The following is an 18,739-nucleotide window of genomic DNA, read 5'->3' on the forward strand; positions in this document are numbered from 1 at the left end:
TCAACTTCCGTGTCGGTGGCGTGCCTTGGGTGGGATACAGGACGGGTTCAGAGGCGTTCGACGATGGTGGCGATGCCCATGCCGCCGCCGACGCAGAGGGTGGCCATGCCGTAGCGCTTGTCCTGGCGCTCCAGCTCGTCGACCAGGGTGCCGAGGATCATGGCGCCGGTGGCGCCGAGCGGGTGGCCCAGCGCGATGGCGCCGCCGTTGACGTTGACCTTGTCCAGGCCGATGCCCATGTCCTTGACGAACCGCAGGACGACGCCGGCGAAGGCCTCGTTGATCTCGACGAGGTCGATGTCGTCCATGGTCAGGCCGGCCTTGGCGAGGGCCTTGCGGGCGGCCGGGGCCGGGCCGGTGAGCATGATGGTGGGCTCGGAGCCGGAGACGGCCGCCGAGACGATGCGGGCCCGGGGGGTGAGCCCGTTGCGCTCGCCGGCCTCGCGGGAGCCGATGGCCACGAGCGAGGCGCCGTCGACGATGCCGGAGGAGTTGCCGGCGTGGTGCACGTGGTCGATCTTCTCAACCCAGTGGTACTTCTGCAGCGCGACCGCGTCGAAGCCGCCGAGCTCGCCGATGTCCGCGAAGGACGGCTTGAGCTTGGCGAGCGAGTCCGCGGTGGTGCCGGGGCGGATGAACTCGTCGTGGTCGAGGACCGTCAGGCCGTTGCGGTCGAGGACCGGGACCACGGACCGCTCGAAGCGGCCCTCCTTCCACGCGGTGGCGGCGCGCTCCTGCGAGAGGGCGGCGTACTCGTCGACGTCACGGCGGGAGAAGCCCTCGATGGTGGCGATCAGGTCGGCGCCGATGCCCTGGGGGACGAAGTTGACGTCCCAGTTGGTCATCGGGTCGGCGAACCAGGCGCCGCCGTCGGAGGCCATCGGGACGCGCGACATCGACTCCACGCCGCCGGCCAGGACCAGGTCCTCCCAACCGGAGCGGACCTTGGCGGCGGCCATGTTCACGGCTTCCAGACCGGAGGCGCAGAAGCGGTTCTCCTGGACGCCGGCGACGGTGTCGGGCAGACCGGCGGCGATCGCGGCGATGCGCGCGATGTCGGAGCCCTGGTCGCCGACCGGGCCGACGACGCCGAGGACGATGTCGTCGATGGTGGCCGGGTCCAGGGACGGGTTGCGCTCGCGCAGCGCGTCGATGAGGCCCACGACGAGGTCGATGGGCTTGGTGCCGTGCAGGGCGCCGTTGGCCTTCCCGCGCCCGCGCGGGGTGCGGATCGCGTCGTACACGTAAGCTTCGCTGCTCACTGGTCAAGCCTTTCGGGAGGTCGAGCGAGGGTGCGGAGGAAGTGAGAGGGGGCGGGGTGCTCCGGGGGCGGGAGGGCTCCGGGGGGCGGAAGGCTCCGGGGCCGGAAGGCTCCGGTGCGGTCGCGGTCGGCTAGCCCAGCAGCGAGCGGCCGATGATCTCCTTCATGATCTCGGTCGTGCCGCCGTAGATGGTCTGGATGCGGCTGTCGGTGAAGGCGCGGGCCACCCGGTACTCGGTCATGTACCCGTACCCGCCGTGCAGTTGGAGGCACCGGTCGGCCACCCGCTTCTGCAGCTCGGTGGCCCACCACTTGGCCATCGAGGCGTGCACGGCGTCCAGTTGGCCGTCGGCGTGCTCGGTGATGCAGCGGTCGAGGAAGGCACGGGTGACGGCGCACTCGGTGGCCATCTCGGCTATCTCGAAGCGGATGTGCTGCAGCCGGGCCAGCGGCCGGCCGAAGGCCTCCCGCTCCTTGACGTACGTGGTGGTGATCTCCACCAGGTGCTCCGCGGCGGTGATCGCGGCCATCGCGATGGCCAGCCGCTCCTGCGGGAGGTTGGTCATCAGGTGGAGGAAGGCCCCGTTGAGCTCGCCGAGCAGGTTCTCCTTGGGGACGCGCACGTCGGTGAAGAACAGCTCGGCGGTGTCCTGGGACTTCTGGCCGATCTTTTCGAGGTTGCGGCCGCGCTCGAAGCCCGGCGCGTCCCGCTCGACCACCAGCAGCGACAGCCCGTGCGCCCCGCCCTCCGGGGTGGTCCTGGCGACGACGATCACGAGGTCGGCCAGGATGCCGTTGGAGATGAAGGTCTTCGAGCCGTTGAGCAGCCAGTGGTCGCCGCGGTCCTCGGCGGTGGTGCGGATGCCCTGGAGGTCGGAGCCGGCGCCGGGTTCGGTCATGGCGATGGCCGAGATCGTCTCGCCGGAGCAGAAGCCGGGCAGCCAGCGGCGCTTCTGCTCCTCGGTGGCCAGCGAGGTCAGGTACGGGCCGATGATGTCGTTGTGCAGGCCGATCGCCAGTCCGGGTGCACCCGCCCGGGTGAACTCCTCGGCCAGCACGGCCGCGTAGCGGAAGTCCGGGTTGCCGCCGCCCCCGTACTCCTCGGGCACGGCGAGGCCGAGCAGGCCCTGCCGGCCCGCGGCGCGCCAGGCGTCGCGGGAGACGATGCCGTCCCGCTCCCACTGGTCGTAGTGCGGCAGCACCTCCTTGGTGAGGAAGGTGCGCACCGTCTCGCGGAACGCCTCGTGGTCCTCGGTGTAGATCTGTCGCTTCATCCGCTCCCCCTCGGGGCGTTCGTACGGGCTGCCGGCGGCCGGGTCACCGGAGCCAGCCCTTGACGGTCTCGATCAGACGGGCGGGCTCGGGACCCACGGGGTTGACGTTGAGCATCGTCACGCCCGCTTCGCGGAAGGCCTCGATGCGCTCGCGCACGTAGCCGGCGGGCCCGCACAGGCTCATGAGCTCGCAGAGCTCGGCGGGTACGGCCGCGGCGGCGTCGCGCTTGCGGCCCGCGAGGTAGAGCTCCTGTATCTCGCGGGCCTCCTTGCCGTAGCCGTAGGCGACCGCGAGGTCGTTGTAGAAGTTCTTGCCGACGGCGCCCATCCCGCCCACGTACAGGGCGATCTGCGGGCGGGCCAGGTCCCGGGCGGCGGCCGCGTCCTCGCCGATGGCGAGCAGCCCGCCGGCCACGGTCTGCAGGGGCCCCAGCGCCGGGTCGCGCCGGGCGGTGCCCTCGTCGAGGGCCGCGCCCCACACCTGCCGGGCCTTCTCGGGCACGAAGAGGGTGGGCAGCCAGCCGTCGGCGATCTCGGCGGTCATGCGGACGTTCGCGGGGCCGAGGGAGGCGATGTAGACGGGGATGTCGCGGCGCACGGGACGGGTGAGGATCTTCAGCGGCTTGCCGTGCCGGCCGCCCTTCTCGGGCGGCAGGGGCATGTCGGTGATGCCGTGGTGGTCGATGGTCTCGCGTCGCCAGATGCGGCGGCACAGCTCGACGGTCTCGCGGGTGCGGCCGAGCGGCCGGTCGTACGGCTTCCCGTGCCAGCCCTCGACCACCTGCGGGCCGGACGCGCCGAGGCCGAGCAGCGCGCGGCCGCCGGAGAGGGCGTCGAGGCCGGCGGCGGTCTGGGCGATGAGGGCGGGGGTGCGCGAGTAGACGTTGACGATCGCCGAGCCGATCTTCATGCGCTCGGTGCGGGCGGCCAGGTAGCCCATGATCGTCGGGGAGTCGAAGCCCCAGGCCTCGGCGACCCAGACGGCGTCGAGCCCGGCCTTCTCCAGCGCGGCCGCCGCGTCGGCGGCCCGGCGCGGGTCGCCCGCGTAGTCCAGCAGCATGGACAGTTCCATGGGGTGGCCTTCTCCTCGTCCTCGTCCTCGGTCGTGGGTCCTGCGGTCCGGGGCGCCCCCTCAGGGCGCGTTGCCGACCGCGGCCCCGTCGTCCGCCAGGCCCGGTACGCCCCAGTCGCGGGCCACCGACACGGTGTCCGCGCCGGGCATCGCGGGGCCGGTCCGCACGGCGCCCGGGGTGGCGGAGAAGCGGGGCGCGGGAGCGGGCTGGACGATGCCCCCGGCCTCCGTGAAAGTGCCCCGGGCGGCCAGGTGCGGGTGGTGCGGGGCCTCGCGCAGCGAGAGTACGGGTGCCACGCAGGCGTCGCCGGCCTCGAACACCGCCGTCCACTCCGCCCGCGTACGGGTCCGGAAGCGCGCGGCGACGGCCTCGCGCAGCTCGCCCCAGCGGGCGACGTCCTTGCGGGCCGGGGCCTCGTCCCTGATGCCGAGGAGCTCGACGAACTCGTCGTAGAACTGCTGCTCCAGCGCCCCGACCGCCATGTACTGGCCGTCCGAGGTCTCGTAGGTGCCGTAGAAGGGGCAGCCGCCGTCGAGGAGGTTCGCCCCGCGTCGGTCCTGCCAGCCGCCGGCCGCGACCATGCCGTGGATCATGGCGGTGAGGTGCGCGGTGCCGTCCACGATGGCCGCGTCGACCACCTGGCCGGCGCCGGTGGCCCGGGCGTGGTGCAGGGCGGCGAGCAGGCCGACGACCAGGTAGAGCGAGCCGCCGGCGTAGTCCCCGACGAGGTTGGCGGGGATCGCGGGCGGGGCGTCCGGGTCGCCGATCATGCCGAGGGCGCCGGTGACCGCGATGTAGGCGATGTCGTGCCCGGCGCGGGCGGCCAGCGGGCCGTCCTGGCCCCAGCCGGTCATCCGGCCGTAGACCAGGCGCGGGTTGCGGGCGCGGCAGTCGTCGGGGCCCACGCCCAGCCGCTCGGCGACACCGGGGCGGTAGCCCTCGATGAGCAGGTCGGCGCGCTCGACGAGGTCGAGGACCCGGGCCCGGCCGTCCGCGGCCTTGAGGTCGACGACCACGGAGCGCTTGTTGCGGTTGGTGACGTCGTACGCCGGGTCGATCGCCAGCCCGGCGCCGCCGGGCCGGTCGACGCGGACCACGTCGGCGCCCAGGTCGGCCAGGAGCATGGCGGCGAAGGGGCCGGGGCCGATGCCGGCCAGTTCGACGACGCGCACGCCCGCGAGCGGGCCGTTCCCTGCCACTGCCATCGAGCCCCCAGGTGGTCGGAGATGTGGCACCACTATGTGACACAACTGATGTAACACCAGCGATGCTAGGAACGTGTTCCACCGAACACAAGCCCCGGGCGAGCAAGCGCTTAGTCGAATTTCCGCCCCGCGGGGCGCCACCCGCTACCCCTGGGCTACCCCTGGGCGCGGGCGTCCAGGTCCTTGACGTGGCGCTTGAGGGCCACCGACCGGTAGCTCTCCTCGACCCACTCGCACAGCACCTCGGCGGCCGGCGAGCCCTTGCCCAGCGGGACCGACACCCAGCCCGCCCGGCCGAGCCCGTAGCCGGTGGGCTCCGCGCCGGGCGCGGTCATGGCGTGCCCGTGCAGCGCCTCGTCCTTGAGCTTGACCGACAGCCCGGGCGGGTTCGGGCCGTCGGCGTTCCCCAGGAACACGAAGATCTTCTTGTTGACCTTCACCACGCAGTCCTCCGGACCCCACGGGAACTCCTGCACCGCCTCGGGCAGTCCGAGGGCGAATGCCCGCACTTCCTCCCACTTGCGCACGGCGTTCCCCGTCTGCGGAGCCATCGACCTACCTCCCTGATCGCACGGTCGGACCCACCCACGCTAGCCTTCGCCACCGACACCAGCCGGGAGGATCGGGGATGAACAGACAGGACGGGCCCGAGCGGCCGTACGACGTCGTGCTTTTCGGCGCGACGGGCTTCGTCGGGGCGCTCACCGCCGAATACCTGGCCGCGCACGCGCCGGCGGGCTGCCGCTGGGCACTGGCCGGCCGCAGCACCGCCAAGCTGGAGCGACTGCGGGAGCGGCTCACCGCCGTCGACCCTGAGTGCGCGAAGCTGCCACTGCTGACGGTCGACGCGGCCGACGCCGACGCGGTGCGCGAGCTGGCCCGGTCCACCCGCGTGGTGGCCACGACCGTGGGCCCGTACGTCCTGTACGGGCAGGAGCTCGTGGCCGCCTGCGCCGAGGCGGGCACGGACTACTGCGACCTGACGGGCGAGCCGGAGTTCGTGGACCGCACGTACGTCGAGCACGACGCCCGGGCCCGCGAGACCGGCGCCCGCCTCGTCCACGCGTGCGGCTTCGACTCCGTACCGCACGACCTGGGCGCGTACTTCACCGTGCAGCAGCTGCCCGAGGGGGTGCCGCTGCGGGTGGACGGGTTCGTGCGCTCCAACGCGGTCTTCTCCGGCGGGACGCTGGCCTCGGCGCTGACCATCATGAGTCGCGGCCCCCAGGGCGCCAGGGCAGCCCGCGAGCGCCGCCTGCACGAGCCCCGCCTGCTCGGCCGCCGGGCCCGCGCACCCCTGGGCGCACCCCGCCTGAGCCGGGAGACCGGCACCTGGGCACTGCCCCTGCCGACGATCGACCCGCAGGTCGTCGCACGCTCGGCAGCCGCACTGGACCGCTACGGCCCGGACTTCCGCTACCGCCACTACGCGTCCGTGAAGTGGCTCCCGATCGCCGTCGCCGGCACGGCGGCCGTCGGCGCGACCGCGGCGCTCGCCCAAATCCCGGCGGCGCGACGGTGGCTGACGGCCCGCTACGAACCGGGCCGGGGTCCGGACGCGGAACGCCGGGCGCGCAGCTGGTTCACGGTCCGTTTCGTCGGCGAGGGCGGCGGCCGCCGGGTCTTCACCGAGGTGTCCGGAGGCGATCCCGGCTACGGCGAGACGGCGAAGATCCTGGCCGAGTCGGCCCTGAGCCTGGCCTATGACGAACTACCGGACCGTTCGGGCCAGTTGACCCCGGCGGTAGCGATGGGCGACGCGCTCGTCGCGCGACTCCGGTCGGCCGGCATCCGGTTCCGGCTGGTAGACAGCCGCTGAGCCGACCCCGTCGACCGGTGAACGGCCGCACGACATCACGAGAGCGCCGCTCCGCCCGCCCCCGCTCCCTCACCCCTCCCCGGCCACCCGCGCCAGTTCGCGCCGGCAGAGCGAGTCGGCCCGGCGCGTGGTCTCGGGGATCCGGTACCGGGGGCTGAGGGCGAGGGCGTGTGCGCAGGCGGTGTCGAGCGAGACCCGGTGGCCGACCGAGACGAACACCGGCTTGATGCCGTCCTGCGTGCGCAGCGCCCGGCCGACCTCGGAACCGTCGGCCGCGCGCAGCGACGCGTGGTCGCCGCGCCGCGCGCCGGGTTCGTCGTACGTGAACGTGAACGGGTTCTTGGCGACGCCGACCGTGGGCAGCCCGGTCACCACCCCGAGGTGGCACGCCAGACCGAAGCCCCGCGGGTGGGCGAGTCCGTACCCGTCGCAGACCACGAGGTCCGGGACGGCGGTCAGCGCGTCGAGGGCGGCCAGCACGGTCGGCAGCTCACGGAAGGCCAGCAGGCCGGGGACGTACGGAAAGGTCACGTGACCGACCGCGGTGGCCTCCTCCACCACCTCCAGGGTGCCCGCGTCCAGCACCACGGCCGCGGCCGCGACCAGGTCGCGCTCGTCGTCGTAGGCCACGTCCACGCCCGCGACCAGGCCGCGGCCGGCGACCGGTCCGCTCTCGTCGAGCACCACGCGGGTCCGCAGTTCGTCCTGTACTGCCCTGGCTTCGGCCTCGTCGGCAGGGGTCTTCACACTCGTCATGATGGGTCGAGAGTAGTCTTTCGATCATGTTCGTCATGGAGTTGAGCTACACCGCCCCCATCGAGGCCGTCGACCGGGAGATGGCCGCGCACGTCGCGTGGCTCGACAAGCAGTACGCGGCCGGGGTCTTCCTCGCCTCGGGCCGCAAGGTCCCCCGCGACGGCGGCGTCATCCTGGCGGCGGGCGTCTCCCGCGCCGAGATCGAGCGCCTGGCCGCGGAGGACCCCTTCACGGTCGCGGGCGTCTGCGCCTACCGCATCACGGAGTTCGTGGCCACGAAGACCGCGCCCGCGCTGGAGTCCGCCCGCGAGACCCTGCCGGGCTGACCCGCGCCCACCGGTACCGCCCGGCTCTACTCCAGCCGCGCCGCCCGCCCCTTCTCGCCCGCGGCCCAGCAGGCCCCCGGACCGGCGCAGTCGACCGTGTCGAAGGAGCCGGCGTCGAACGACTGCCAGGTGCGCCCGGCGTCGTGCGTGATGTCGGTGCCCGTCGGCCCGACCGCGAGGGCCGCGTCCTTCCCCAGCGGCCCGTACGACCCGTACGACCCGGTCGGCGCGTACGACCCGTACGGCAGCCACGCCACGCCCGACCGGTACGCGGCCGGCGGCACCGAGGCCGCGCTCCAGCTGCGGCCCCCGTCCGCCGTCACCGAGGCGGCCAGCGGCGACGCCTGGTCCTTGCGGTAGTCACCGCCCACCGCGAGCCCGCGCGCCGCGCCGTACCCGCGGTCGCGGAAGGCCAGGCCGAAGACGCCCTTGGCACCCTCCCCGGCCGGCACCGTGGTCGTGGCCGCCCGCCAGGTGCGCCCGCGGTCGGCCGAGTGCAGCACCCGCCCGGTCGCCCCGCCCCCGGTCGCCAGCCACACGTCCCGCGGCCCGGCGGTCACCAGGCACTGGCCGCTCGCCGCGAAGCCCGCCTCGCCCGGCAGCGCCTCGGGCATGCCGGCGTCGGGCAGCACCTGCCAGGAGCGACCGCCGTCGGCGGTGGACAGGATCCGGAACTTCCCGTCGACCGGGTCGCTCACCGCCAGACCGTTGCGGTGGTCGAAGAAGGCCATGCAGTCGTAGAAGGCCCGGGCATCGGTGTTGCGGAACGCCTCGGCCCAGGTCGCGCCACCGTCTTCGGTGCGCAGCACGCGGGAGGCCTCCCCCTCGCCGATGGCCAGCACCACGGCCCGGCGCCCGTCGAAGGCCTCCACGTCGCGGAACTCCAGGGCCTCGGCCGCTGCGCCGGGCGGTGACACGTTCTGCCAGGAACGGCCGCCGTCGGCGGTCCGCAGGACGGTGCCGGCGGAGCCTGCCAGCCAGGCGGTGGTACGGCCGACCGCCGCCAGCCCGCGGAAGCGGGCGTCCGTACCCGTGTCCTTGAGCGCCCAGGACGGGCGGGCCGCGGCCCCGGCGGGGGTGCCGACCGCGACGGGGACGGAGACGGCAGCCGTCAGGGCTGCCGCAGACATGCCAAGCGCCAGTAATCTCATGGCGCCGGAAGCTAACGCACCCGGTGATCTCCGTCCAGGGGCCGACCGGCCACCAGGGAGCCCGTCCGACCACCCTGCGGCCCTCGCGCCGCCATCCCCCCGCGCCGCCGTCTCGCCGTGGCCCGCCGCCGCGATCCGCCCGCGGCATCGTCCGCATGCGCTCACGGACCGTCACCCGGGCCCGCCGAAGGTGCGCTGCGGGGCCGTCCGATCACCCACCGCGGTCACACTGTGCGATCGCACAGCATTCGCCCCACGGTTTCGGTGACGCAACTCACGCCCCTTCCGCATGCACGGAATGGGTCGTTCCAGCGTCTGACAGAGTGCGGGCCGGCCCAGCGGTCCGCGCATGATCCGCCGCAAGGGAGCAGGCCTTGATCACCGTCATCGAGCAAGCTGTACAGGCCCGCCTGGTCGCCGCCGCACCCAAGGTCGAGTGCGTGCCCGTCACGCTCGGTTACGACCGCGCCGACCCGTTCGCCGTCCGGATGTCGTTCCCCGCACCGGCCACCCTCGAGGGCATCGAGATCTCCTGGACCTTCGCGCGCGAGCTGCTGGAGAGCGGGCTCCGCCGGTCCGCGGGGCTCGGCGACGTCCGGGTGCGCCCGTACGACGAGGAGCGCACGGTGATCGAGTTCCACGCCCCGGAGGGCATCGCGATCGTCCTCATGGAGACCGAGGAGCTGCACGGCTTCCTGTTGCGCACGACCGACCTCGTGCCGGCCGGCCTGGAGCACCTGTACCTGAACATGGACCACAACCTCGCCCGGCTCCTGCGCGACGTCCCCTGACACCCGCCCGGCGGGATGACCGGGCCGACCCGCTCAACGGGGCAACAGCGCCCAGGACTTGGTGCCGCCCGCGGGCGTCAGCACCGGAGTGAGCCCCCAGTCTCCCCCGCCGGCCTCCACCATCGCCGCCAGCAGCCACATCCCCCGGCTGCGGCGGCGTCTGCATTCCTCGCTGGCCGCGGCCGACGCGTGCGCCGGGTGCTGGTCGTAGACGACGATCCGCAGGGCGTCGAACTGCCACCGGATCTTGAGGACCAGCTCCTCGTCAGGGGTGAACCGGTGCGCCCCCGCGACGAGTTCGGAGGCCGCCAGGGTGGCCGCCTCGCACAGGTCGGCCAGTCCGTGCCGCAGCAGCAGCGATCGCACGGCCGAGCGGGCGCGGCCCGCGCAGTGCGCGCCGCCGGGCAGGGCTATGGAGTAACTCAGCCTCTCCGTAACCGGCATGGCGGGCCGGATGTCGCGGATCGAGCACGGACCACGGAGGGTGCCCGTCATCGCACTGCTCCCCCTTCGCCCCGGGTGAGACTTCCACTACCGACCGTAGCGCAACGGGGTGCACAGTGCTACTACTTGTGTGACCACTTGACACTTTCTTATGTCATTTCAGGACTGGTTCCGATCCCCGGGAGACGCCCCGTGCCCACGCAGAAAGCCCTCGTCCGCCGCCCCGGCCCGCGCCTCACCGAAGGCCTGGTGACCCACATCGAACGGACGCCCGTCGACCCGGCGCTCGCCCTGGAGCAGTGGGAGGCGTACGTCGACGCACTGCGCACGCACGGCTGGCGGACCACCGAGGTGGCGCCGGCGGACGACTGCCCCGACGCGGTCTTCGTCGAGGACGCGGTGGTGATGTTCCGCAACGTCGCGCTGATCGCCCGGCCCGGCGCCGAGACCCGGCGCCCGGAGACCGAGGCGGTGGAGGCGGCCGTGGCCGCGCTGGGCTGCTCCGTGAACCGGGTCCGTGAGCCCGGCACCCTCGACGGGGGCGACGTCCTCAAGATCGGGGACACGATCTACGTCGGCCGCGGCGGGCGGACGAACGGCGAGGGCGTCCGCCAGCTGCGGGCGACCTTCGAGCCGCTGGGCGCGCGGGTGGTCGCGGTACCGGTGAGCCGGGTGCTGCACCTGAAGTCGGCGGTGACCGCCCTGCCGGACGGCACCGTGATCGGCTATCCGCCGCTGGTGGACGCACCCTCGGCGTTCGGTGCCTTCCTGCCGGTGCCGGAGGAGGCGGGGGCGCACGTGGTGCTGCTCGGCGGCGGAAGGCTGCTGATGGCGGCGAGCGCACCGAAGACCGCGGAGCTGTTCGCGGACCTCGGGTACGACCCGGTTCCGGTCGATATCAGTGAGTTCGAGAAGCTCGAGGGGTGCGTGACATGTCTCTCGGTCCGCCTCCGCGACCTTCACTCATAACACTCCGTAATCGGACAAATTCATAGACGGGGGTTGGCGACCCCTCACGGCAGCCTTAACCTACGGTTTCGTAACCTACGAAGACGTAAGTATTTCGCCCCGCCCCCTGGAGTACCCCCGTGACGATCACCTCTCCCCACCTCGGCAGCTCGGCGGCGTGGACGGACGCCAAGCTGCTGTACGCGCTGGAAGAAGTGGTCGAGAAGGAACTCAACCGCCACCTGAAGGTCACCAAGGACTGGATGCCGCACGAGTACGTGCCGTGGGGCGACGCCCGGAACTTCCCCGGCTTCTTCGAGGACGGCGAGGCCTGGCAGCCCGACCAGTCCAAGGTGACCGACATCGGCAAGATCGCGCTGGTGGTCAACCTGCTCACCGAGGACAACCTGCCGAGCTACCACCACGAGATCGCCACCCTCTTCGGCCGCGACGGCGCGTGGGGCACGTGGGTGCACCGCTGGACCGCCGAGGAGGGCCGCCACGGCATCGTCATGCGCGACTACCTGCTCGCCTCCCGGGCGGTCGACCCGGACAAGCTGGAGCAGTTCCGCATGGCGCACATGTCGGAGGGCTTCGAGTCCGACAACCGCCACTCGATGCTGCACTCGATCGCGTACGTCGCGTTCCAGGAGCTCGCCACCCGCATCTCGCACCGCAACACCGGCCACCAGTCCGGCGACCCCGTGTGCGACCGGATGCTGGCGCGCATCGCGGCGGACGAGAACCTGCACATGATCTTCTACCGCAACCTGCTGGGCTCGGCCTTCGAGCTCGCCCCGGACCTGACCATGCAGGCGGTGCGGGACGTGGTCGTGAACTTCCGGATGCCCGGACACGGCATGCCCGGGTTCGAGCGCTCGGCCGCGCAGATGGCCATCGGCGGGATCTACAACCTGCGCATCCACCACGACGACGTGCTCAGCCCGGTGCTGCGCTTCCTCAAGGTCATGCAGATCGACGGCCTCGGCCCGGAGGGCATGCAGGCGCAGGAGGAGCTCGGCCTCTTCATGAACGGCCTCGACTCCGAGGCCCGCAAGTTCGACGAGCGGCTGGCCGCCCGCGCGGCCCGTCTGGCCGCGCGCGGCAAGGCGTAGGCAGGGCCCCCGCGTGGGGGCGGGCCGTCAGCCGCGGCGCAGTGCCTTGCGCTCCTGCTCCGACAGCCCGCCCCACACGCCGAAGCGCTCGTCGTTGGCCAGCGCGTACTCGAGGCACGCGGCGCGGCCCTCGCACGCCCCGCACAGCCTCTTCGCATCGCGCACCGACGTGCCCGGCTCCGGGAAGAAGAAGTCCGGGCCCGTCTGCGCGCACAGCGCGTCCCACTGCCAGGGCGTGGCGGGGTCGGGCGCGGTGGACGGGATCGGCGGGAGAGTCTTCGTGATCGGCATGTCCTGCATGCTGCCGGAGCCGGATATACGGCCGATCAACAGGCCATCAACGCGCGTCCATCAGCCTACGGCCCACGCGCGCCACTCGCCCCCGGCGCGCGCCACTCGCCCCGGCGCGCGCCTCGACCGGTCCCCCGACCCACCCTGGCCCGCGCCTCGACCGGTCCCCCCGGCCCGCCCCGCGCCGCCACGCCACGCGCCGCTCCGGCGACCCCTCACGCCCGCCCGATCACGCCCCGCTGGGCGGTGCGCTCGCGATCACCGCGAAACGCGCCCCCGCCGGGTCGGCCAGCTTGGCGAACCGGCCCACCCCCTCCATGAACAGCGGCGTCAGCCGGACCTTCCCGCCCATCTCCTCGGCCCTGGCCGCGGTCAGGTCGCAGTCCTGGACCTCGAAGTACGGCGTCCAGTACGGCGCCCCGGCGTCCTCGACGGGGTCGGGCCCGATCGGCACCAGCCCGCCGAAGGCGGCCTCGTCCGGCGCGGCCGCGGGCCTGACGACGGTGTACGTACCGCCGTCGAACGGCATCTCGGACACCTCCCAGCCGAACACGGCGCGGTAGAAGCGCGCCGCGGCGGCCACGTCGGGGGTGTACAGCTCGGCCCAGCACAGCGTGCCCACGTCGGTGACGGCCTCCAGGCCGCGGGTGGCGCGCGGCTGCCAGACCCCGAAGGGGACGCCCGCGGGGTCGGTGAAGACCGCCATCCGGCCCCGGTCCAGGACGTCCATCGGCTCGAACAGCACGCCGCCGCCCGCGTCCCGGACGGCCCGCGCGGTCGCGTCGGCGTCGGAGGTCCGGAAGTAGACGTTCCAGCTCGGCGGCCCCTGCTCCTCCGTCACGGTCATGCCGCCCGCGACCGTCCGGCCGTCCAGCCGGAACATGCCGTAGCCGCCCACCTCCTCGCCTCCCGGCTCGAAGTCCCAGCCGAACAGTCCGGCGTAGAAGGTCCCTGCCCCGGCGATGTCGGGCGTGCCGAGGTCGATCCAGTTCGGTGCGCCGTCGACGTAGTTGGTGGTGAGCATCGCGGCCTCCTTGGCACGGATCCCGTTCCGACCCTTCGAGCATGGCACCCGGCACGGACGGTCCGCCGGACGGACGCGCCGCGCGCCCGTCCGATCGTTCCCGATCGGCCTCGGCGGGCGGCGCGACCGCGTCCTTGCCTTCCCGACGTGCGCGTCCGCCGCCCCCTCCCCCGCCGTCATCCCTCGACGCGGCCGGTCACCAGCAGGTCGCCGGCCGGGGTGCGGCGGGCGAGGTGCCCCGTGCGGAGGTAGCCGTCGGCGGTGAAGGCACGGGCGTCGTGCTCGGGTGCCCGGTAGTAGCCGCGCGGGGTGTACGGGCCGCGGGCGAGGAGCTCGCCGGTCTCGCCGTCGGCCACGTCGCGGCCGGCTCCGTCGACGAGGCGGATCTCGTCGTCGGGCGACAGCGGACGGCCCTGCCCGGTGAGCACGGGCTCGTCCGGGTCGGCGGGCCGGGTGAGCAGGAGGGGGCCCTCGGCGCCGCCGACGACCTGCTGCAGCCGGCAGCCCAGCGCCGCGCGCAGCCGTTCGGCGGTCGTCCCGGGCACCGGCGCGCCCCCGAGCTGAACGAGCCGCAGGCTGCTCACGTCGAAGCGGGCCGCGGACAGGGTGTCGAGCCAGCTCAGGGCGACGTCGGGCACCACCGACGTGACGGTGGCCCGCTCCCGCGCGACGGCCGCCAGGGCAGCGGCGGGTCCGGGGTCCTCGGCCAGCACCACGGTGCCGCCGACGGCGAAGGTGCCGACGATGCCGGGTCCCCCGAGGGCCAGGTGCGCCCCGGCCGGGAGCGCCGCGAGGTACACGTCGTCCGCCGTGAGCGACACCAGCTCGGCGGCGGCCCGCGCCTGGTAGGCCAGGTCGTCGTGGGTGCGCGGGACGAGCCGGGGCGCCCCGGACGTGCCGTCGCGGGGCAGGAGGAGGGCCACCTGGCCGGCGCTCTGCCGCAGGGCCGGACCGGGCGGGGCGTCGACGGAGTCCAGCGGGAAGTAGTGGCAGCCCGCCGGATCGGTCCGGGCGCCTCCGTACGGGGAGGACTCCCCCGGCGGCTCGAAGGTGAACACCCGCCGCAGGAAGGGCCACCGGGCCGCGATGTCGGCGGCCGTCGCCGTGTGGTCGAAGCCCCCGTACGTCCCCGGGCCGACGTAGCCGACGGCCTGGGTGAGCCGCACGACCGCGGACAGCTCCTCCGCGCGGTAGGCCGACGGGCAGGGCACGGGCACCGCGCCGGAGCGCAGCAGTGCGAAGAGGACGACGACGAACTCCGGCACGTTCGGCAGGTGGACCACGACCCGCTGGCCGGGCCGTACGCCACGCAGCCGGAACCCGGCGGCCATGCGGTCCACGCGCCGGTCGAGCTGCCCGTACGTGAGGCGGGCGGCCCCGTGGACGAGCGCGGTCCGCGGACCGTGCTCCAGGGCCCGGCGGCGCAGCAGGTCGTCCAGCGTGCTGCCGCGCCAGTGCCCGGCAGCGCAGTAGCGGTCGACGAACTCCTCGGGCCAGGGCGTGCAGCCTTCGAGCATGGGTGCCATCGGATTCCTTCCCCCGTGATCTTGATCCCGGCCATCCCATCCGGCGGCACTCCCCGGCGCAATGAGCCGTCCCGACCATGGACACCAGGCTCCCTCGGCGGAACGTCCAACGACCCGACCGCGAGGCGCGGCCGTCGCCCCGGCCGTCGCCCCGGCCTCCCCCGCGGGCCCGGCCCGGTCGGCACGGCACCGGCACCGGCACCGGCACCGGCACCGACGGGCACGGGCACCGCACCGGCACCTCAGTCGTCGAGCAGGCGCCAGACGCCGAGGGCGAGCCGGGCCCGGGTCAGTCCGCCGGGCGCGGTGAGGTCGATGCCCAGGGCCCTGCCGATCTGCTCGACGCGGCGCGCGACGCTGCTGTGGTGCAGGTGGAGCAGGTCGGCGGCGCGTCGCAGCGAGCCGGTGGCGCAGTACGCGTCCAGCGTCTGCAGGTCCTCCGGATCCCCGACGAGCCGGGCGATCGCGGCCACGTCCGCGTTCTCGCGCGCGACCGACGCGGGGATCTCGGCCAGCAGCGCCAGCGCGCCCAGGTCGGCGTGGTGGCGCACGGGTTCGCGCGGACCGGTGAAGCGGAGGGCGGTACGGGCCTCCTGCCAGCACCGGTCGGGGCTCCCGGCGGCGCCGATGCCCGCCCGTACGCCCGCCGGGAACCGGTCCGGGACGACGGTCGTGGCCAGGATGGCGCCGACGTCGCCCAGCGGAGCCGCCTTGACCGGCCGCTCCGGGCAGATCAGCGCGCCGATCCGGTCGAGCGGCAGCTGCGAGCGGACGGCGACCACCCGGACCGGCAGGTCGGCGGCGAAGCCCAGGAGACGCAACGCCCGTGCCCGCGCGGGCTCTTCGCTGCGCGAGCTGATGACCAGTTCGACGAGGGCGGGGTCGGCCAGGGTGGTGGGGGCGGGGCCGTACCGTTCGACGACCGCCGCCACGGCGAGGGCCAGCCGCTCCAGGAGCACCTCGTCCAGTTGGAGCGGTCCGCCGGGGCGTTCCAGCCACACCGTGCCGAACTCCTCCTCGTCGAGGGAGACCGGCATCGTGCTGGAGGCCGGCGCCGGCGGGTCGGCGGCCCCGGTGCCGCCGGGCGAGAAGCGGATCGTGCGCCCCGTGCCGTGCAGCCTTATCCCGGCCACGCACTCCGCCAGGGCCGCCGAGGCCCGGGCGAGCGCGGGCAGGTCCACGCGCCGGCGCATGAGCGTGTCGTAGAACGCGACGATGCGGATCGCGCCGTCCACGTACGGATCGAGTCCCGACAGCCTCACGGCGAGTGCCTCCATGGCAGCAGGATAAGAGGCGGCGGATGCGCCAACCGTCGCGCATGCGGGGCGGGTTGGTCGACGGACGGCGGGTGACGCGGGCGCGGGCCGGAGTCGAGGATGGTCGCCATGGACCCCGAACTCGAAGCATTCCTCCCGCTGGTCCCCCGCCTCGACCTGACCGACCCGGTCGCCGCGCGCGGGACGTACGCCGCGGCGGCCGCCGCGCGGCCGGGACCGGACACCTCGGCCATGACGGTCGAGGACCGCACCGTGCCCGCGGATCCGGACGTCGCGGTGCGCGTCTACCGTCCGCGAGGGGCGCACGGCGCCGTGGTCTGGCTGCACGGCGGCGGGTTCGTCATGGGCGACCTGGACACCGAGCACCTGTGGGCCGGCCGGCTCGCCGAGGGCTCCGGCGCGGTGGTGGTCTCGGTGGGCTACCGGCTGGCCCCCGAGTGCCCGTACCCGGCCGCCCTGGACGACGCGTACGCCGCCCTGACCTGGACGGCCCGGCACGCAGCGGAACTCGGCATCGACCCCGATCGGATCGCGGTCGGCGGCCACAGCGCCGGCGGCGGGCTCGCGGCGCAGGTGGCGCTGCGGGCGCGCGAGGAGCAGGGGCCGCGGATCCGCTTCCAGGTGCTCAACGAGCCGCAGCTGGACGACCGTCAGGACACCTGGTCCGCACGGAACTTCACGGACACCCCGTGGATCGACCGCGCCTCGGTCACCGCGTCCTGGCGGTACTACCTGGGATCCGGAGCCGCCACGGCCGGTGCCGCCCCGGCCCGGGCCGCCGACCTGTCCGGCCTGCCGGACGCCTACGTCGCCACGGCCGAGTTCGACCCCAACCGCGACGAGGCCGTCGCCTACGCGCTGCGCCTGCTGCAGGCGGGCGCGTCGGTCGAACTCCACCAGTGGCCGGGCACCTTCCACGGATCGCAGGCGATCCTGTCCGCCGACGTCTCGCAGCGGCAGCTCGCCGCCGTCGGCGCGGCCCTGCGGCGCGCGCTGGCCGACTGAGACGACCGGACGGGGCCGCACGAGACGACCGGACGGGGCCGGGCAGGTCTGCCGGGCCGGCAGAGAGGCGACGGCGGGGCGGGGCGGGGCGGACCGACGGGACACCGGACCCGAAGGGGGTTCTCCACCCCGCAGGCGAGGACGTGGACGTCACTCCTCGCGCTTCGCGCGGCTGGGCTGGACCCGCTTGGGCTCCCCCGGCATCTTCGGGTAGTCCGGCGGGTAGGGCATGTCGCCGAGACCGTGGTCCCGCTCCTGGCGCTCTGCGAGCTCCAGCACCGGGTCCAGGACGAACCGCCGCTCGTCCATGTCGTGGTGCACGTCGCCCAGTTCGGCGTACCGCGCCGGCATCGTGACGATGTCGAAGTCCCGCGGATCGGCGCTGTCCAGCTCCTCCCAGCGCAGCGGCGCCGAGACGGGCGCGTGCGGACGGGGGCGGACGGAGTACGCGGAGGCGATGGTGCGGTCGCGGGCGGTCTGGTTGTAGTCGAAGAAGATCCGCTCGCCCCGCTCCTCCTTCCACCACTTGGTCGTCACCCGGCCCGGCATGCGCTGCTCCAGCTCCCGCCCGATCGCGATGGCGCACCGCCGTACCTCGGTGAAGGTCCACCGGGCCTCGATCGGCACGAACACGTGCAGCCCGCGCCCGCCCGAGGTCTTCGGCCAGCCCCGCAGTCCCAACCCGTCCAGCAGCTCGTGGAGCTGGTGGGCCGCGGCCACCGCATCGCCGTAGTCCGTACCGGGCTGCGGGTCTAGGTCGATGCGCAGCTCGTCCGGCCGGTCGGTGTCCTCCCGGCGCACCGGCCAGGGGTGGAAGGTCAGACAACCGAGGTTCGCCGCCCACAGCACGGCGGCCACCTCCGTGGGACACATCTCGTCGGCGCTCCGACCGCTGGGGAACGCGATGTGCGCCGTGGGGATCCAGTCCGGCAGGTACTTCGGCGCCCGCTTCTGGAAGAACGACTCGCCGTCCACCCCGTCCGGGTAGCGCTCCAACGTCGTGGGCCGGTCCCGCAGCCCGCGCAGTACGCCCTCGCCCACGGCCAGGTAGTACTGGGCGACGTCCAGCTTGGTCAGGCCGCGCTCGGGGAAGTACACCTTCTCCGGATTGCTCAGGCGCACGGTGCGGTCGCCGACCTCCAGCTCCACGGCATTGCCCATGAGCGCCACGGTAAGCGCGCCCCGCCGCCCCCGCAGCCCGACGCCGTCCGCCCACACCGCCCAGGCCCGCCGTCCCACGCCGTCCGCCCCCGCCGTCCGACTCCGTCCACCCCCGCAGCCCGACGCCGCCCGCCCCCGCCGTCCCCCGCCGTCCCGCACCGTCCTCACCCGCAGCCCGACGCCGTCCACCCCCCGCAGCCCCGTCAGGCCGTCCCGTGGTGTGTGGGGGAGGCGCTTGACAGGGGTGGCAGGCTGGACCGGAGGCAGGCCCGGGCCAGGGGTGGCCGCAGGC

19 protein-coding genes are annotated in these 18,739 nt (G+C 74.0%); 6 read left to right on the forward strand and 13 right to left on the reverse strand.

Annotated elements, in window-relative coordinates; genetic code table 11:
• Positions 1 to 47: 47 nt before the first annotated feature.
• From IF43_RS0131420 to IF43_RS0131440, 5 genes are all read right to left on the reverse strand, one after another.
• Positions 48 to 1,262, reverse strand: coding sequence for an acetyl-CoA C-acetyltransferase (locus IF43_RS0131420; RefSeq protein WP_030208658.1), 1,215 nt, complete (start codon positions 1,260 to 1,262; stop codon positions 48 to 50).
• Between the two features lie 130 nt (positions 1,263 to 1,392).
• Positions 1,393 to 2,535: an acyl-CoA dehydrogenase family protein gene (locus IF43_RS0131425; RefSeq protein WP_030208660.1), complete on the reverse strand. Its 1,143-nt coding sequence runs from the start codon at positions 2,533 to 2,535 to the stop codon at positions 1,393 to 1,395.
• A gap of 43 nt (positions 2,536 to 2,578) precedes the next feature.
• Entirely contained in the window at positions 2,579 to 3,607 is a 1,029-nt protein-coding gene (locus tag IF43_RS0131430; protein WP_030208661.1) for an LLM class F420-dependent oxidoreductase, read from the reverse strand.
• A 60-nt stretch (positions 3,608 to 3,667) separates the two neighbouring features.
• Complete coding sequence (locus IF43_RS0131435; RefSeq protein ID WP_030208662.1) at positions 3,668 to 4,813, reverse strand: CaiB/BaiF CoA-transferase family protein; 1,146 nt, start codon at positions 4,811 to 4,813, stop codon at positions 3,668 to 3,670.
• A 155-nt stretch (positions 4,814 to 4,968) separates the two neighbouring features.
• On the reverse strand, positions 4,969 to 5,364 hold the full coding sequence (locus IF43_RS0131440; protein WP_030208663.1) for an MmcQ/YjbR family DNA-binding protein: 396 nt from the start codon (positions 5,362 to 5,364) through the stop codon (positions 4,969 to 4,971).
• Positions 5,365 to 5,441: 77 nt separating this feature from the next.
• Between IF43_RS0131440 and IF43_RS0131445 the strand changes: the two genes are divergently transcribed.
• Entirely contained in the window at positions 5,442 to 6,632 is a 1,191-nt protein-coding gene (locus IF43_RS0131445) for a trans-acting enoyl reductase family protein (RefSeq protein ID WP_030208664.1), read from the forward strand.
• A gap of 69 nt (positions 6,633 to 6,701) precedes the next feature.
• Here IF43_RS0131445 and IF43_RS0131450 read toward each other — a convergent pair whose 3' ends face one another.
• Positions 6,702 to 7,388, reverse strand: a complete 687-nt coding sequence (locus IF43_RS0131450; RefSeq protein WP_030208666.1) for an endonuclease V — start codon at positions 7,386 to 7,388, stop codon at positions 6,702 to 6,704.
• Positions 7,389 to 7,414: 26 nt separating this feature from the next.
• Here IF43_RS0131450 and IF43_RS0131455 point away from each other — a divergent pair, with 26 nt between their 5' ends.
• Complete coding sequence (locus IF43_RS0131455) at positions 7,415 to 7,714, forward strand: YciI family protein (protein ID WP_030208669.1); 300 nt, start codon at positions 7,415 to 7,417, stop codon at positions 7,712 to 7,714.
• Positions 7,715 to 7,740: 26 nt separating this feature from the next.
• Here the strand turns inward: IF43_RS0131455 and IF43_RS0131460 are convergent, their stop codons facing one another.
• Positions 7,741 to 8,844, reverse strand: a complete 1,104-nt coding sequence (locus IF43_RS0131460; RefSeq protein ID WP_037890861.1) for an oxidoreductase — start codon at positions 8,842 to 8,844, stop codon at positions 7,741 to 7,743.
• 395 nt (positions 8,845 to 9,239) lie between these two features.
• Here IF43_RS0131460 and IF43_RS0131465 point away from each other — a divergent pair, with 395 nt between their 5' ends.
• On the forward strand, positions 9,240 to 9,656 hold the full coding sequence (locus tag IF43_RS0131465) for an SsgA family sporulation/cell division regulator (RefSeq protein ID WP_030208674.1): 417 nt from the start codon (positions 9,240 to 9,242) through the stop codon (positions 9,654 to 9,656).
• 33 nt (positions 9,657 to 9,689) lie between these two features.
• Here the strand turns inward: IF43_RS0131465 and IF43_RS0131470 are convergent, their stop codons facing one another.
• On the reverse strand, positions 9,690 to 10,151 hold the full coding sequence (locus tag IF43_RS0131470; protein WP_030208676.1) for a hypothetical protein: 462 nt from the start codon (positions 10,149 to 10,151) through the stop codon (positions 9,690 to 9,692).
• A 141-nt stretch (positions 10,152 to 10,292) separates the two neighbouring features.
• Here IF43_RS0131470 and ddaH point away from each other — a divergent pair, with 141 nt between their 5' ends.
• Both ddaH and IF43_RS0131480 read left to right on the forward strand, forming a co-directional pair.
• Positions 10,293 to 11,069: a dimethylargininase gene (ddaH, locus tag IF43_RS0131475; protein WP_030208678.1), complete on the forward strand. Its 777-nt coding sequence runs from the start codon at positions 10,293 to 10,295 to the stop codon at positions 11,067 to 11,069.
• Between the two features lie 119 nt (positions 11,070 to 11,188).
• Entirely contained in the window at positions 11,189 to 12,163 is a 975-nt protein-coding gene (locus tag IF43_RS0131480; RefSeq protein WP_030208681.1) for an acyl-ACP desaturase, read from the forward strand.
• 27 nt (positions 12,164 to 12,190) lie between these two features.
• Here IF43_RS0131480 and IF43_RS0131485 read toward each other — a convergent pair whose 3' ends face one another.
• The 4 genes from IF43_RS0131485 to IF43_RS0131500 form a co-directional block, all read right to left on the reverse strand.
• Complete coding sequence (locus tag IF43_RS0131485; protein WP_030208684.1) at positions 12,191 to 12,454, reverse strand: WhiB family transcriptional regulator; 264 nt, start codon at positions 12,452 to 12,454, stop codon at positions 12,191 to 12,193.
• A 229-nt stretch (positions 12,455 to 12,683) separates the two neighbouring features.
• The gene (locus IF43_RS0131490; RefSeq protein ID WP_030208687.1) at positions 12,684 to 13,478 is read right to left on the reverse strand and encodes a VOC family protein; all 795 of its coding nucleotides are present in this window, start codon (positions 13,476 to 13,478) and stop codon (positions 12,684 to 12,686) included.
• A gap of 176 nt (positions 13,479 to 13,654) precedes the next feature.
• On the reverse strand, positions 13,655 to 15,004 hold the full coding sequence (locus IF43_RS0131495; protein WP_051796546.1) for an AMP-binding protein: 1,350 nt from the start codon (positions 15,002 to 15,004) through the stop codon (positions 13,655 to 13,657).
• Positions 15,005 to 15,246: 242 nt separating this feature from the next.
• Positions 15,247 to 16,281, reverse strand: a complete 1,035-nt coding sequence (locus IF43_RS0131500; protein ID WP_030208703.1) for a helix-turn-helix domain-containing protein — start codon at positions 16,279 to 16,281, stop codon at positions 15,247 to 15,249.
• A gap of 108 nt (positions 16,282 to 16,389) precedes the next feature.
• Here IF43_RS0131500 and IF43_RS0131505 point away from each other — a divergent pair, with 108 nt between their 5' ends.
• Positions 16,390 to 17,286 (forward strand): alpha/beta hydrolase, encoded by an 897-nt coding sequence (locus IF43_RS0131505; protein WP_030208704.1) that lies wholly within the window; start codon positions 16,390 to 16,392, stop codon positions 17,284 to 17,286.
• Between the two features lie 150 nt (positions 17,287 to 17,436).
• On the opposite strand, the gene ligD is transcribed toward IF43_RS0131505, so the two are convergent.
• Positions 17,437 to 18,447: a non-homologous end-joining DNA ligase gene (gene ligD / locus IF43_RS0131510; RefSeq protein WP_030208707.1), complete on the reverse strand. Its 1,011-nt coding sequence runs from the start codon at positions 18,445 to 18,447 to the stop codon at positions 17,437 to 17,439.
• Positions 18,448 to 18,739: the final 292 nt, after the last annotated feature.

The sequence above is a fragment of the Streptomyces sp. NRRL S-87 genome (genome assembly GCF_000719335.1).
GTDB lineage: Bacteria > Actinomycetota > Actinomycetes > Streptomycetales > Streptomycetaceae > Streptomyces.